General features: G+C 36.9%; 9 protein-coding genes and 1 rRNA gene. 3 read left to right on the forward strand and 7 right to left on the reverse strand.

The features are described 5' to 3' along the window. Positions 1–79 precede the first annotated feature (79 nt). The 3 genes from rrf (at position 80) to ACPF63_RS23525 (ending at position 5,461) form a co-directional block, all read left to right on the forward strand. Positions 80–187: ribosomal RNA gene (gene rrf / locus ACPF63_RS23515) — 5S ribosomal RNA — on the forward strand. Positions 188–649: 462 nt separating this feature from the next. After that, entirely contained in the window at positions 650–3,550 is a 2,901-nt protein-coding gene (locus ACPF63_RS23520) for a SusC/RagA family TonB-linked outer membrane protein (protein ID WP_426481506.1), read from the forward strand. 15 nt (positions 3,551–3,565) lie between these two features. Continuing rightward, positions 3,566–5,461, forward strand: a complete 1,896-nt coding sequence (locus ACPF63_RS23525; RefSeq protein ID WP_426481507.1) for a SusD/RagB family nutrient-binding outer membrane lipoprotein — start codon at positions 3,566–3,568, stop codon at positions 5,459–5,461. Positions 5,462–5,572: 111 nt separating this feature from the next. On the opposite strand, the gene ACPF63_RS23530 is transcribed toward ACPF63_RS23525, so the two are convergent. From ACPF63_RS23530 to ACPF63_RS23560, 7 genes are all read right to left on the reverse strand, one after another. Continuing rightward, the gene (locus tag ACPF63_RS23530) at positions 5,573–6,061 is read right to left on the reverse strand and encodes a hypothetical protein (protein WP_139348583.1); all 489 of its coding nucleotides are present in this window, start codon (positions 6,059–6,061) and stop codon (positions 5,573–5,575) included. A 90-nt stretch (positions 6,062–6,151) separates the two neighbouring features. Then, on the reverse strand, positions 6,152–6,676 hold the full coding sequence (locus ACPF63_RS23535) for a hypothetical protein (RefSeq protein WP_426481508.1): 525 nt from the start codon (positions 6,674–6,676) through the stop codon (positions 6,152–6,154). Beyond that, positions 6,673–9,315 (reverse strand): hypothetical protein, encoded by a 2,643-nt coding sequence (locus tag ACPF63_RS23540; protein WP_426481509.1) that lies wholly within the window; start codon positions 9,313–9,315, stop codon positions 6,673–6,675. Before ACPF63_RS23540 ends, ACPF63_RS23535 begins: the two co-directional genes overlap by 4 nt. Positions 9,316–9,418: 103 nt before the next feature. Beyond that, a complete protein-coding gene (locus tag ACPF63_RS23545) occupies positions 9,419–10,219 on the reverse strand; it encodes a WxL protein host-binding domain-containing protein (protein WP_426481510.1) in 801 nt (266 codons plus the stop codon). A 104-nt stretch (positions 10,220–10,323) separates the two neighbouring features. After that, the gene (locus tag ACPF63_RS23550; protein ID WP_426481511.1) at positions 10,324–10,902 is read right to left on the reverse strand and encodes a hypothetical protein; all 579 of its coding nucleotides are present in this window, start codon (positions 10,900–10,902) and stop codon (positions 10,324–10,326) included. A gap of 174 nt (positions 10,903–11,076) precedes the next feature. Then, positions 11,077–13,422 carry a phosphocholine-specific phospholipase C gene (locus ACPF63_RS23555; RefSeq protein ID WP_426481512.1) on the reverse strand — a complete coding sequence of 782 codons (2,346 nt, stop codon included), beginning with the start codon at positions 13,420–13,422 and terminating at the stop codon, positions 11,077–11,079. A gap of 82 nt (positions 13,423–13,504) precedes the next feature. Then, positions 13,505–15,025: a SusD/RagB family nutrient-binding outer membrane lipoprotein gene (locus tag ACPF63_RS23560; RefSeq protein ID WP_426481513.1), complete on the reverse strand. Its 1,521-nt coding sequence runs from the start codon at positions 15,023–15,025 to the stop codon at positions 13,505–13,507. Between the last annotated feature and the right edge of the window lie 16 nt (positions 15,026–15,041).

Below are 15,041 nucleotides of genomic sequence, written 5' to 3' on the forward strand. Positions count from 1 at the left end.
GGTAGCAGATGGTAGCTATTGGGAATCAGGTAAAACCTGTATCCTTTTATCTATACCGTGCAACCTTATATACCTTCTTTAGGGTGGTTTTAGCGGTGGGGCTCACCTGTTCCCATTCCGAACACAGAAGTTAAGCCCACCAGCGCCGATGGTACTGCGAAAGCGGGAGAGTAGGCCGCCGCCAGTTTTTATTTTATTTTTAAAAAATCCTTTATCGTATGATAAAGGATTTTTTTTGCTGTATACCCAGCGAATACCCAACTAAATAAAGCAAAACAAAACAAAACACCTGGACTCATTAAGAATGAGTAATAAATAAACAATCAATCATTATTGATTGTCCCTACTGTTATCCAATATCATTTATCATCTATACCCCCCATTGTCACTTCGTAGGAGTCTCAACAACCCATTATCTTATTTTATCTCTTTTTTCAACTAAATAGCCCCACCAGGTATTAAGTTTTGGTCAATCTAATTTGGAATTTTACTTAATCGTTTAAGTATCATAAGCTTTAGAAAGATTCAGTTGCTTTTATGAATGTATTTAACATAAATAATTAATGATTGTGTATTAATTTAATAAGAATTACGTTTATTTGTTATAATATCCTGTGATATTATTAAGTATATACCAAATCTAATTTTTATGAAAAAAAACATTTTTAAGGTTGGGCTGCTCCAATCCTTATTATTCTGTTTCGGTGGATTGTATGCACAAAGTGACTCAACTAAAACGTCAAAGATTGACGAAGTAGTTGTTACAGCCTATGGTGTAAAAAAAGAAAAAAAAGCGCTTGGATATTCTTTCCAGGATGTGAAAGGCCAAACCCTTGTCGATGCTAAAGAAAATAACATGACCAATGCATTAGTAGGGAAGGTTGCAGGTTTACAAGTTATTAAAGGAGGTTTTGGGCCAGGTTCTTCTTCCAAAATTAATCTGCGGGGGTTTAATTCTTTTACTGGAGATAATCAGCCTCTTATTGTGGTGGATGGAGTTCCATTAAGTAATAGTTTAGGATCAAAGGTTAAGCAGAATGGAAAAGATTTTAATAATGATTTCTGGAATCCGGATCTTGATATGGGAAATGGTTTAAGTGATATTAACCCGGATGACATTGAAAGTCTTTCTGTTTTAAAAGGTGGTGCTGCTTCTGCTCTTTACGGTTCCAGAGGTGGAAATGGAGTTATTTTGATTACTACAAAAACCGGTAAACGAAAGGGAGGATTAGGAATTACATATTCTACAAGCTTAGGCTTTGAAAATATTTTTATGAAACCTGATTTGCAACATAGTTTTGCACAAGGTAGTATTGGTTTACCCAATCTTCCTGGGGTTGACAATACCACTTCCTGGGGACCTGCTTTTGAAGGATCCAATATGACGGTTCATGACAACTTAAAAAATTTTTTTAAGACAGGAACAAATTCACAGCATACACTGAGCTTTCAGGAGAGTTTAGGCGAAGGATCAAGCTTGTATACTTCGGCTAATTATTTAAACAGTAATAGCCAGATTCCTAATTCAAAATATGAAAGATTCAATTTCATGGCTAAAATGAATTCTAATTTTGGAGCTAATAAAAGGTGGACTAGTGAGGTGAAAGCCCAATATATGAGTATTAAAGGAACAAATAGACCTTCTGGAGGACAGGGTGATGGAAATTACTATCCGAAAATACTCTTAATGCCTCAAAATATTGATGTAAGAGATTATCGTGAGGGGCAGATGCAAAATGAAGTTACTTCGCGCTGGATAACTTCAAATGGAATTAACCCCTATTGGACAGCTTATAATGCATTGAACGCCGATAAAAAAGATAGGTTTTTATTAAACGGTTATCTCAAGTATCAATTTAATAATTGGCTGAGCGCAGATGTAAGGTTAGGAACAGATTTCTATTCTTTAAATACGGATGCAAGGGTTTGGACGGGATCTGGCCGTAATAATTCTTACTCTACCGGTCAGGAAAAGTTTTATGAGAATAATTATATCATAAGTCTTAATGCCAAAAAGGATAATATTATTGGCAAATGGGGCGGATCGCTTTCCGTTTATGGGCAGATGATGGAAAGCAGGGATAAGGCATTATATTTTTCCACTCAAAATCTTATTCTTGCCAACGTTTTCAGCACGTCTAATACGAGTGATCTTGCATCTATTACTACAACTGAAGTTGATATGTGGAAAAAAATTAATTCAGTATTTGCTGCTGCTGAAATTAATTATGATGGATACTGGTTTCTGAATGCTACAGCAAGAAATGATTGGTCTTCTACTTTGAATATTGATAACAGGTCTTATTTTTATTCTTCTGTGAGTACTTCATTAGTTTTAACGGATATGCTGAAGAAATTAAATGGTACAACTTCGAATGTTTTAACGTTTGCTAAACTTCGTGCAGCTTACGCAGTTGTAGGGAACTCTTTACCTCCTCAAAGCTTATACAATACATATCTTGCTTCCACAGATCCAAACGGGCATATTGTACTTGCAAGAAATAAAATACTTTTTAATCCGGATTTGCATGCGGAAAAGCTTAAAACTTTTGAAGTGGGTGCAGATATGAAGTTTTTTGACAGAGTGTCTTTGGATGTAAGCTATTTTAATAATAATGCGACTGATCAGCTTATAGCTATTCCGATAAACCCGCTATCCGGATATGAAAGAATGATGATTAATTCAGGAGGGCTGCATAATAAAGGATTTGAATTTGTTTTGAATACAGATATTTCTAAGAAGGAAAATTTTGCGTGGAACGTAAATGCTAATTTTTCAACTTTAAAAAGTAATATCGATAAAATTGATGGAAATATTTCAAAATATCCTCTATCAGGTTTTGATAACGTTGCTTTCTTCGCTGAAGTAGGAAAACCTTATGGTGCAATTTATGGAACGAAATTCTTGAGAGTAGAAGATACCGCTAGTCCTCATTACGGAAAACTGATTGTGGATCAAAATGGATTGCCACAGGCTACTCAAGACCAATATTATCTTGGAGATCAGACTCCGAGGGCTTTGTTTGGCTTTACCAACAGCTTTGTATATAAAAATATTGGACTTTCATTTTTAATTGACGGAAGAATCGGAGGTAAATTTTTCTCCGCAACGCAAGCAGCATTACAAGCTAATGGACTTGCTGCAGACACTGCGCCCGGAGGAAAACGTGATAATATGATTTTGGATGCCGTAGTGGAAGGAAATGGCGGTTATACAGCAAATACCAAAGAAATAACTCAGCAGGATTATTGGGGAGCTGTAACATCTGGAAATTTAGGAATTACGGAGCAAAATATTTATGATGCTACCAATATTCGTTTAAGAAATATTCAGCTGACGTATAATTTCCCTAAAAGTATTTTCCAAAAATTAGCCTTGCAGAGTGCTAAAGTTGCTTTTACGGCCAATAATGTCTGGATGATCTACAGTAAAGCAAAAGGAATCGACCCAGAATCTGTATTTGCAATTAATTCTAATGCTACAGGATTTGAAAACCTTGCTTTTCCTACTTCAAGATCTTATTTATTTACAATTACTTTAGGCTTTTAATTAAAAACTGACTCAATGAAAAAATATATCTTATCATTTTTTACCATCGGTTTACTATGTACTTCATGCAATGATTTTGAAGACATCAATAATAACCCATTTGCCGTAGACGCTAATAAGGCAGAACCTGAATATTTCTTAAATAACTCAATTCTTGGTGCTCAGCAGGATCCTAATATTGCAGAACGTGTTTTTGTTCTATACTGGAAAACGGCAGCGAGACAGCATTTATCAACAGGAATTGCAGGTGGAACTTACGACGATTCCTGGACTTCCGAATATTGGAAATACGTTTCAGATTGGCTGAATAATGCGAATGCGGCTATTCAATTGGCTAATGAAAAAAAGGCGGCCGGGCAAGGAAAACCTTATTATGACAATGTCATTCAGGTTTCCAGAATTTGGAGAGCTTATTTAATGAGTGAATTTTCGGATAATTTCGGACCTCAACCTATTCAGGCTTTTCAGGGAACGAATCCTACTTTTAATTCTGAAAAAGAAGTGTATTATTTTATTTTAGAAGAATTAAAAGATGCAGTCGCAAAAATGGACACAACCCAAGGAGCACCATCAAATGCTAATGCCCATGATATGGTGTATGGATTTAATTGGACGCAATGGGTAAAGTATGCCAACTCTATGAGGATGAGAATTGCTATGAGAATTGCTGAAGTAGATCCTTCAAAAGCAAAAACAGAATTTGAAGCAGCTGCCAATTCAAATATGTTTATTGCTACAAGTGCAGATAATTTTAAAGTGGCTGAAAAATCGGGTTGGGATGCCTTAACAGGTGTAATGTCCAGAGAATGGAACTCCCAAATCTTGTCAGCAACCCTTAATAATTTATACATTGGTTTAGGAGGAGTAAGTTCCACAGAGCAATTACCTGCAGCTCAACATACAGCAGTTAAGGCATCTGACTATGTTGGCATAAAGTATGATCAACAGTTCACCACAATGACCAACGATCCTAGTGCAGGATATTGGTTGGATGGACTACCCAATAAAATTGATCCGAGAGCGTATAAAACGTTCTATATTCCGGGTGATCTTACAAGCCCGGTTTATTCATTATATCCCACTTATACCAATCAGGCAACTACCAATCATGGAGATCTTACATTTGAAGATAACTCTAAAGTAACAATAAATACAGTAAATACCTGGAATGCCTATACCATTGGAAATTGGGGGGTAAAAGGACAGAGAAACGGCTTGAGAAATGTAGTAGGATGTATGCCGGCTTTGGGTAAGCAGTACCGGGAAAGTACGAATTCAAGAATATTTTTTGCAAGCTGGGAAACTTATTTCCTTTTGGCGGAAGCGGCATTGAAAGGCTGGGCTGTTCCAATGAGTGATGAAGCGGCATATAATAAAGGAATTCAGGAAAGTTTTGCTTATAATGGAGTTTCACAATTCTATGGTCAATATATTGCTTCAACAGATTATAACCGTGATGGGACTTCTGTTTCTTACAGTCATATTACAGAACCGGGAGTAAGTCATACGATGAAATATAAAGATCCTGTAAGCGGGAACTTAGTTTCGGTAGACATTAAATATCCTGTAAATACCATTTATAAAAATGGATCGGTAAAGAATGATAAACTGACAAAGATTATTACCCAGAAATATATTGCCAATATGCCTTGGTTACCGTTAGAGTCCTGGAGTGATCAGAGAAGGCTTGGACTGCCGTTTTTTGAAAATCCTGCCATCGAAACTCCATTGGCAAACCTTCCTAATCTGAGTTCAGGGAATTATATGACGAATTCTATTCAGAATTTCCCTCAGAGATTAAGATATCCAAGTACTTTCAGAAATACGGATCAGCCTGGATATGATAAGGCTGTACAGTTACTTGGTGGTGCAGATGCTGTACTGACTCCTCTTTGGTGGGCCAAACATTAATTAGTTTTAAATACAATAAAAAAACAATCCTTTTCTGATTTTGAAAAGGATTGCTTTTTTAGATATAAATTGACTGATTATGTCTTTAGCTGGATTAGTATTGGAGTATTTTTAATTGGGACCTATTGTGAAAACTATTTGCGTGTTATAGGTTGTTGCAGGAACGATTACAGAAACACCACTTATTTGTAATTGTCCATTAATGCCTGAAAAAGTAACACTATTACCCAATCCCAAAATTCCCGAAAAATTTATTGTAAAGAATGCTGTATCTACAGCTTGTGGTATTTCTACATAGGTTGTCCCACCATTGATTGTTGCAGTACAGCCAAGGCAAAGTCCACTGATACTGGTTGTCCCGCCACTTCTTTTGGCATAAAGGTGTAGATTGCTGTTCCAGGTGGTAGGAGTATGATGCATGCTTATTCTTGCCGCCCCACTTGTGAGCAGATTTAGAAAAGATCCTGGCAGTGTTCCTGATAATGTTATCAAATTAGTAGCGCTCTGATACGTTCCGGCATAGTTTGTCCCTGCTTCGGTAATAGAAGGTACGCTTACTGTCCAGTTACTTCCACCTACAGTTATTGTTTGGCCTGTCAAATAACTACTTATTATTAAAGGAATAACATATAGATATTTTTTTAAGAGGATTTCCCTGAAAAAGTGGCTGTAGACTTTCATTTTTCAATTTTATTCTGTGATGGTGTAGGTGATGACAATTGCTGTATTGGCCTGTGCATGTAAATTAGCATAAGTATTGGTCGTTAGAGAAATAGTGAGCGCATGGCCATTGTTGGCACCATTTCCTGTGTAGGCACCTCCAATGCCACTAATAATTGTAACAGGAGTCGTCGTAAGGGTAACCTGTCCTGAGGAAGTTCCTAATGTTCCGCCTCCAGCTCCGGAAGCGGCAGCTGCCTGTAATCTTATATTGACTCCTGCAATAACTTTATTCACAGATGCTGTAATTTTTCTAGTAAGCCCTCCGGGTGCAATTGCAGAGGTATAGTTGACCCATTTGGAAGTATTGGGTGTTGGATTACCAAGAGCATTTCCTGCTTCGGTAGGAGCTGTAAAATTGAGCGTAAAACTTCCTGTAGGTTCTATATCCATTAAAGTTACGATAGGTAAAGTCATCGTAACAGTAGTCTGGGAATAGAATACGCCCGAGAAGATGAAAAACACTAATAACAATAGGGAACGGATCAAAATCATTTTTTCTTTTTTATTTCATTATATCCTACCTTTAAGGATTCCTGCTGGTATTTTATTTCTATTTGCTGTTTGACAATATGAATATTTAATTTTTTTGTTTCCGAAGGGTTAAGCGTAAACTGAAATTTGTCGTTCGAGACTTTATAACGTTTATCAAGACCATTGCGATAGACTTTAACGGTCCAGTCTCCGGGTCTGAGGTAAGTAAAATCAAAATCTTCACCTATAAAGCATATTTTACGGTAGATCTGATCCTTACCTGTAGCTTCTATAATAATACTTTCTTTCTTCTTTTTCTCTTTTTTAGCAAGCAGTTCAGTAAGTCCGGTCTGATCTTTATCTTCTGTTTCTACAAACTGAATATGACCCTGAACATTAGCCGCTGTCGTTAATCCGAAATTAAAAATATTTTCCTTATTACTTAAAGAAAGAGCTGCCGGAATAGCCAATGTGGGAATATCATTGATCTCAGTTGTTGAACGGTCGATTTCCAGAAAATAATTTCCGGGAATCACATTTTTGAATAAATAATTTCCTTCCTGATCGGTAACTGAAAGGTAGCTTCCCAACATGAGTCTTATCCCTTCCGTCTTTTTTATTCCAAGATTACTGATATTTCCGGATAAAGAAATATATTCAGCGGTTTTCTGTACCGGAACATTGGGACGCCAGGTATAACGCATGGAGAATATAAAATCTTTATCCCCAATTTCTCCCCTCTGCAATGAATATCTGCCGGAAAGATCAATTTCATTTCCGGGAAACAGCTGCTGGTGGAAGAGAAGTTCAAATAAATTTCTGTCTTTAAAATATTCTTCCGGCATATAATTGTTCTGATAAAAAATACTTAAACTAGCCTTATCAGAAAAACGACTGTAAATTCTTGCCCCATAATAGAGCTGTTTCTGGTTCTGCAGCTGGTATCTCGAGCTGATAGCATAGCTTCCGAATACATTAAAATAGGTCCTGAATTTTTGAAATGAAAGATTGGCAGAATAAAAACTTGAATTCCCGCTGAAACCTGTCAGATAATTGTCTGTTTTACCAAACTGTCCTTCAATATTAACCTGAAACATCCCGAGCTGCTGATCAATACTCACTTTGAAAAAACGTTCATAGTAATCAAACTGTTTTGGTTCTAAACGATCCTGATACTTTTGATAACCGCTATTAACGATAACAGATCCATTGGAGCGGTATTTATATTGTACTCCATATTGCAGATACTGTCTGTAAGGAGCTGCTAAAAACAGCGTATCTCTCTGGAAATTTTTAACATCCTGTGTGTAGTTGACAAAAGCACTGAGCTTTCTGGAAATTTTGTAGCTAATGTTCCCGTTAAAGGTATTTGTATTCGTAAAATATCCTGCAAATTCCGGACTTGCTTTTACATACATTAAACTTCCGTTGAATTTTTCAAAAATAGCATCAGCCTGAAGCATGTAAGCTGTTCCATCCGTTTTTTTTGTGGTACTGTAGGCCAATTCTCCAGATACATTAATGTTTCTTGATATCTTGAATTTTCCTTTAGCATAAGGAAGATGTGCATCCGAATCCAGCCTTAGATCTCCATATCGGATTTCCTCCTTTCTTGGAGTTTTGTAAAGATATCCGACCGAAATTTCTGATTCCTTCCAGATTTTGAAACTGGAATAAAGGTTAAATTCATCCTTAATATCTCTGAAAAATCTTGGATGATTATAGAAGCCGCCCAGACTGAATTTGTTAAAATCATAGCGGATTTCTGCCCCGCGGCCATATCTTGCAAACTCCGTTAAATAAGATGAAGAATACGTTTTATCACCAAGATGAATAAAAAACTTATCCCGTTTATAATTCACAAAATATTCTTCATATTGGGTAAATGTATTGAGATCTACAGGATTGTGGGTTACCGCCCGGAATTCGATTTGGTTTTTGTTGTCTTTATCCAGAGTCCCTTTCCCATAAATTTCTCCCTGAAAGCCATCATTGTAAACCCCCATATTCTGCATTCCGATAAAAGATAATGAAACGGCAACAGGAAGTCTGTGGTAGATATCTTTTTCAGATGGTTTTACGGATATAATCTGAGTACTTACATAAACATTTTGAACTTCCTTAAGATTACCTTTTGAGTATACCGAAAGATTAAGGTTCTGAAATTCATTTTGACTGAGTTCAGGGTTTGTTACTTTGTGTATTGTAATGATTTTTGATTCATTGGGTTCCAGTACTAATGAAGTATTATTGTCAAGAATGGCATTTTTACTTTCAAGATGAATATCCTCTGTTATATTACCATTATTTTTTAAGAGAAAAGAAGCCCGGATCGTTTCTCCGGCCCTTACAAACTCAGGTGAATTCAGAGGAGTCAGGGAAATATTTCTATTTCCTGAAACTGTTATTTTTGATGTTTTTGTAAAGGATATTCCGTTATTGCGGTCAGTAATGTTCAATGTTACAGAATAATTTCCCTGGCTCGTTTCCGTTGCAATACGCAAAGGAACCAGATAAGCTGACATTTCACGGGCAGCAATCTGAAATTCTCCTTTTGCTAAAATGGGTGTTATAGACGGACTTGAAGTGGAAACTGATATCTCATAAGTCCTGTTTTCATCCGAATTATTTTCTAATGTAAAAGGAATAGAAGTTGACATTCCCGGTAATATACTATCTTTTTTACTGGACAATCGGTTCGATTGCTGTTGAGAAAAAATAAATATCGGGAATAATGATATGATAATAAATATAGTCCAAGTTCTAATCATTTTTTACTTCTAATTCCACATTGAGTGCAAATGCATTCTCCTCTTCATCCGTAGCTATTATGGCGGCTTTGTATTTGTCCGGCGGTATTTTACTGATATCGATGTAAAATGTTTTGGAGGTGTCAGGCAGCAGTCCCATCGTTAAACTTGAATACGTTCCTATTTTTTCACCTGTTTTACGGTTATAAATTTCAATGGCTGTTGTCGGTTTACAGTAAAGATTACCATTATTGGCTACAGTAATCTTCACGGTTTGCTTTCCCTCCTGTTTCTCTACTTTTACACTTTCAAACTTAAGGTCCGGTTTGGCCTTTTCTGTTTCAAAATCTGTAATGACCTGAATCGCGTAACGTATAACAGAGGTGATGTTCACTCCTGCCTTACTGTCGCTGGGCTTTATATCCTCTACCGGTTCTACAATAATGACACTCCAATAGCTTCCGGGATCTCTGTTTTGATTGGGAACTGTAATCTCATAAAAAACTTCAGTTTTCTCCTTACCTTTCAGGGTAATCAGGTTGGTATTGAGTTTAATCCATTCTCCATTGGTCCGTTTATTTGTACGCAAAGCCGAATAATTGATAGTTCCGTCAGCTTGGTAAGCAAAGTCCTGTAAAAATAATTTTACACTCTGAGGATTATTGCTTGTGTTTTCAATGGCTACTTTTCCCTTGTAAACCTTTCCGTTTTCAATTTTGTAAGAATGTGTAAGTCCATTGAGAATCACAATGCCCGCATGTAAAAAGCTAAACTGCAAAATCAAGGTGATCAACAGAAGAATACGCTTTATCATTATGTAAAGTTTGGAGTTAAATGATGAGTAATACAAAAACAGGAAGAAACTGAATGACAACTTCTTCTTGTTTTTGGAATAGAGAATAAAATTTTATTTAAATTCTAATTGTCGGATATCGTATAAGTAACGGTAGCTGCTACAGTGGCTGTTGCCTGTAAATCTGCGTAGGCTGCTACCCCTCCAGGACCACTTCCTGCAGCAATTGCGTACGTAAGATTGTGTCCGTTGTTGGCACCATTTCCTGTATAAGCACTTCCGATTCCTGAAATGATAGTCTGGTTGGCAGCGCTTAAAGTCAACAGACCTGCAGATGTTCCCAATGTTCCTGCTCCTGCTCCGGTAGCTGCTGCTGCTGTTACCTGAAGATCAACTCCGGGAATGATAGCATTCATGGTTACACTTATATTACGGGTAGGATCTGCAACAGATTTAATGGATGAATAATTAAGCCATAAAGTAGTGTTGGCTGTTGCTGGAACGATAGGATTTCCTGCTTCAGTAGGTGCTGTAAACTCAAGGGTAATGTTTTTGGTGGCAGATGGTTCAATATCTACCAATGCAACTTCGGGAATAGAAATGGTAACCGTATGGTTATCTGCAGCGAGGTCTTGGGCGCTCAGATTCCCGGATAGAGCCAATGCAAATACAGACATTGCAATAGTTAAATTTAGTTTTTTCATGATGCAAATAATTAGTTAAGTGAATATAACAAAATTCAGTGCATTGTGAAAAAAATATATTATAATTTTTATATTATTGCTTATTTGCACTATGTAATGCATTATATTTAAAGAATAACTCAAAAAAACCTGTACGTTTTTGGTACAGGTTTTTATTAAATTGTAAGCGTTTTTCTATGCCCAGTGTGGATCAGAAACAGAAACCTTTCCCGTTTCTACTCTTCCGGCAAAATGCCACAGACATTCATCTGACGTTAATTTCAAATCATACCAGCCTTTAAATTTATCAAGATCAATAATTATTTTTTCTTCTGTTTTTTGTACAGAAATTGTTTTTTTATTTTTTGTGTACAAATCTTCCAGATTGATGGAGAAATTTTTCTTTTTGTTATTTCTTATAGTCAGTTCCACTTGGTTTTTTGCGGTCATATTCTCTAAAACTATCTCCATTTCTGGTGAAATACTTCCCTGAAATCTCCTGAAAAAGCCATTGGGACCGAAAATTTCATAATAATAAGCTCCGGAATGTACAGCATGGGATAATTCCTGCTTTGAATATAAGGCATATGAAAAATAATAATCCTTACTGTCGAATTGAGTCCTGTCATACACCAAAAGCGGAACGCCATTCTCTTTTAAATTGGACATTTTTATCTGTTCACCTTCTAAATTGACATGGAAATGATACGGAAGCGGATTTGATGGCTTCAGACCTCTTTCCTGAATTTCAAGTAAATTACCGTTAAGTTCATTTTCAGAATACCATTTCAGATCAGGAACAGGTTTGTTTTTGGCTGCATTGATGGTTTTAGCATAGTCTTTCTGATCCAGATAATTTATTTGTGGAACTTTTACACTGGAAGAATTGAAGGCAGACGTAAGATCACCGCATACCGCTCTTCTCCAGTCACTGATATTGTCAACATGCACATCCTTTTTGAATTTTTTCATGATAAATTTCTCCAGAAACTGCAGTACAGAAGTGTGATCCGATACTTCGGAATTTACAAATCCTCCTTTCGTCCATGGGGAAGCGATGATCATTGGAACCCTGTAACCCAATCCAACGGTTCCTTCGATTTTTTCATAATTTTTTAAAGAAGGATTGCTCATGTATTCCTGAGATTGATCCACATATTCCACGCCTTCTTTGCCGTTCATATCAACAGGCTGGCTTGGATTTACGGGTGGCGCGAAAGGGAGTACATGATCGAAATATCCGTCGTTTTCATCATAATTGATGATGAATATGGTTTTTTTCCAGGTTTCAGGATCTTTGGTCAGAATATTCAGAACTTCAGAAATATACCACGCGCCATACCATGGTGATCCCGGGTGGTCTGAGAAATGTTCAGGAGCTACCAGCCAGGAAACCAGCGGGAGTTTCTTCTCTTCCACATCTTTTCGGAACTGAAACAGTACGTCACCTTCAGGAACAACCAGCCTTTCTCCGTTTTCATCCTTTCCGATTTCCAGTTTCCAGTAATCAGGATCATTGGAGTTGGTGGTGAAGGCTTTTTCGTGAAGGTTTTTTTCCTCTTTTGAAAGTTTTGAATAATTATCCGGATGGTATTTCACCTGATCTTCCTGAACTTCAGCGAGCATAGTTTCCAGCCTTTCTTTCTGTTGAGGATTTTTTTCAATTTCCTGCTTCAGATACGCTATGATATTAGGAATATTCTGATAATATCCTTTTGAAAATTTAACGTTGAATTTTGAAAACCATTCAATAGGGTTATCGGTAAAATTACTTAACCATGCTTCCTGTTCTCCGGACATTCCTTTTGGAAGACTGATTTCATTCTGATAAATTCTCCACGAAACATTCTGTTGTTCTAAAATTTCCGGGAAACTTTTCCATTTGGCCTGCCTTGCTTTGTCATAATCAATATTTTCATTCACAACATTAGCCTTTACCTTTCCGTTCTGCTGCGCTCTCAACGTTCCGGACCATAGAAATAATCTGTTTGGAGTAGTCCCGGTAAGTGAAGAGCAGAAATATTGGTCGAATATGGTAAATGCATCTGCCAGCTGATAATAAAACGGAAGATCTTCACGGTTGTAATATCCTAATGTCAGCGGAATATTTTTGTAATCTTTATTTCCTGAAGCTTTAGCCTGAAGCCACTGGTCGTATTTTCCCTTGTTCAGTGCTTTTTGCTGATCAGCCCATGAATGAGGCAGTGAGCTCATCCAGGTTGATTTGGTATTTCTTAAATCCAGGCGGGCTGGGGATGCATATTTCCCGTCATCATTCTTTTGAAAGAAAACGGAGTGCCCATCCTGTTTTACAAAGGCTCTTTTATCTAAAAAACCTCTCACTCCTTTGAGAGCACCGAATGCATGATCAAATGAACGGTTCTCCTGCATCAGGATTACAACATGCTCTGCATCATAAAATGTAGACTGGGCAGCCGGATCAATGGCTAAAGCTTTTAAAATGGAAGGATGCAGAACACTTGAAGTTCCCAATCCGGCTAATAAAAGACTTGATTTTTCTAAAAATTCTCTTCTGTTCATGTTCAATCGAAATAAGAAAGAAACCGCAAGTTAATAGGATTTTCCTGCGGTTTCTTTGTTTTATATAAAATTAATCAGATTTCTATTGTAACCACCAAGGTTTAGAGTTAATATTATCATTCCCTCCATACTGAGCAGCTAAAGCAGATTTTAAATTACTGCTGTTATAGTTGTACTCAGACTGTGGATATCTGAATCTAAATGGTGCAGCAACTCCAGCTTTTAAAGGATAGTTTGGATATCCGGTTCTCAGATAATCATAATAAGAAGTCCATTGTGCCTGGTGAAACATCGTCATGTATTTTTGAGTCATGATTTTTTCCAACTGTGTCTGTAGAGGATCAGCATTATTATAAACTACTAAAGGCGTTGCCAGATATTGATTCACATCAAATCCTGAGAAATATTGTCCCGGATTTTTCACATAAGTCTGATAAAAATTGAAACTGGCTTTGATTGCATTGTCGTAATGTGTTTTTGCAGATCCGGAAATCCAGCCTCTTGCAGCAGCTTCAGCCAGGATAAACTCAAGTTCTGAATAACTTAATACAGAAGCAGGTTCATTGGTAGGATCTTTATAAAAACGATCGTTTACTTTGGAAATATTCTTAGCCGTGATCAGAGCGGCATTGTCAGAATATGGAGAAGTAGGATTTCCACCGTTATATGCTGTATAATCAGTAATAGCTTTTCCTGCTTCTTTAGCTCCTGTAGTCTGTGCAGCAAAAGTAAACAAACGTGGATCATGCCTGTCTTTGAACATATTGATGAAATAATCCGCCATATATAAGCTGGAACCATATCCGCTGTTGTTAAACATTGTGTATCTGCTGTCGGCAGCATCAGCAAACTTAAGTTCACCATTATCTGCAATGGAGGTCATTAAAGACTGGCTTCCTGCAATAGATGCAAATTCTGTAGCAATATTATAACTTCCTATCGTAGTTTTTTTAGATAAAGTGATCAGAATTTTCAGACGGAAAGAATTGATCAGTTTTTTCCACTTCAAAGCATCTCCGTTGTAGACAATGTCACCCTCAATTTTATCATTGGTATTAATGAGATCATTGGCTTCTTTTAATTCTGATAAAATTCCGGACATAATCGCTTCCTGAGTGTCATACTTAGGCTGTGTAATTCCTGATTCACCCTTAGCAGCTTCAGAATAGGGAGCGCTTCCTACTTTTAAGCTGATATTGAAGAAATGATAAGCTCTCAAAAATTTTCCGATTGCCAGATAATTTTTATTTCCTCTCTTTTCTGCTTCCTGCATCATTTTTCCTGTATTCAAGAGGCCTTTTGTGTAAACTTCAAAAGAAGCATCATTCCATTTCATATACTGGTATGAATTCTCACCATCAGTACCAATCATCATTCTTGACGCATACATATTCTCACCATTTACCTGAAATGTATATTTTTCAACGTAAGTAAGAAGGTTTTTCGGATCAATGCTTGCCTGGTCATTAGGGTTCTCATTGATCGTATCAAGGCTGGTTTCGCATGAAGCCAGTGTCAGAAGTCCTGCCGCAAATAGAGACCTCATCAGCCACTTTGCCGTTTTACCCTTTTGCCCTTTTATATTGTTTATATTATTTTTCATTGTCTTGACGTACTTT

It is taken from the genome of Chryseobacterium sp. R2ACT005 (genome assembly GCF_049949215.1).
Classification (GTDB): domain Bacteria; phylum Bacteroidota; class Bacteroidia; order Flavobacteriales; family Weeksellaceae; genus Chryseobacterium.

Excerpts from the sequence above, each read along its gene's own strand:
- ACPF63_RS23520 (WP_426481506.1), top strand. The coding sequence starts at position 650 with ATGAAAAAAAACATTTTTAAGGTTGGGCTGCTCCAATCCTTATTATTC.
- ACPF63_RS23525 (WP_426481507.1), top strand. The coding sequence starts at position 3,566 with ATGAAAAAATATATCTTATCATTTTTTACCATCGGTTTACTATGTACT.
- ACPF63_RS23535 (WP_426481508.1), bottom strand. The coding sequence starts at position 6,676 with ATGATTTTGATCCGTTCCCTATTGTTATTAGTGTTTTTCATCTTCTCG.
- ACPF63_RS23540 (WP_426481509.1), bottom strand. The coding sequence starts at position 9,315 with ATGTCAACTTCTATTCCTTTTACATTAGAAAATAATTCGGATGAAAAC.
- ACPF63_RS23545 (WP_426481510.1), bottom strand. The coding sequence starts at position 10,219 with ATGATAAAGCGTATTCTTCTGTTGATCACCTTGATTTTGCAGTTTAGC.
- ACPF63_RS23550 (WP_426481511.1), bottom strand. The coding sequence starts at position 10,902 with ATGAAAAAACTAAATTTAACTATTGCAATGTCTGTATTTGCATTGGCT.
- ACPF63_RS23555 (WP_426481512.1), bottom strand. The coding sequence starts at position 13,422 with ATGAACAGAAGAGAATTTTTAGAAAAATCAAGTCTTTTATTAGCCGGA.
- ACPF63_RS23560 (WP_426481513.1), bottom strand. The coding sequence starts at position 15,025 with ATGAAAAATAATATAAACAATATAAAAGGGCAAAAGGGTAAAACGGCA.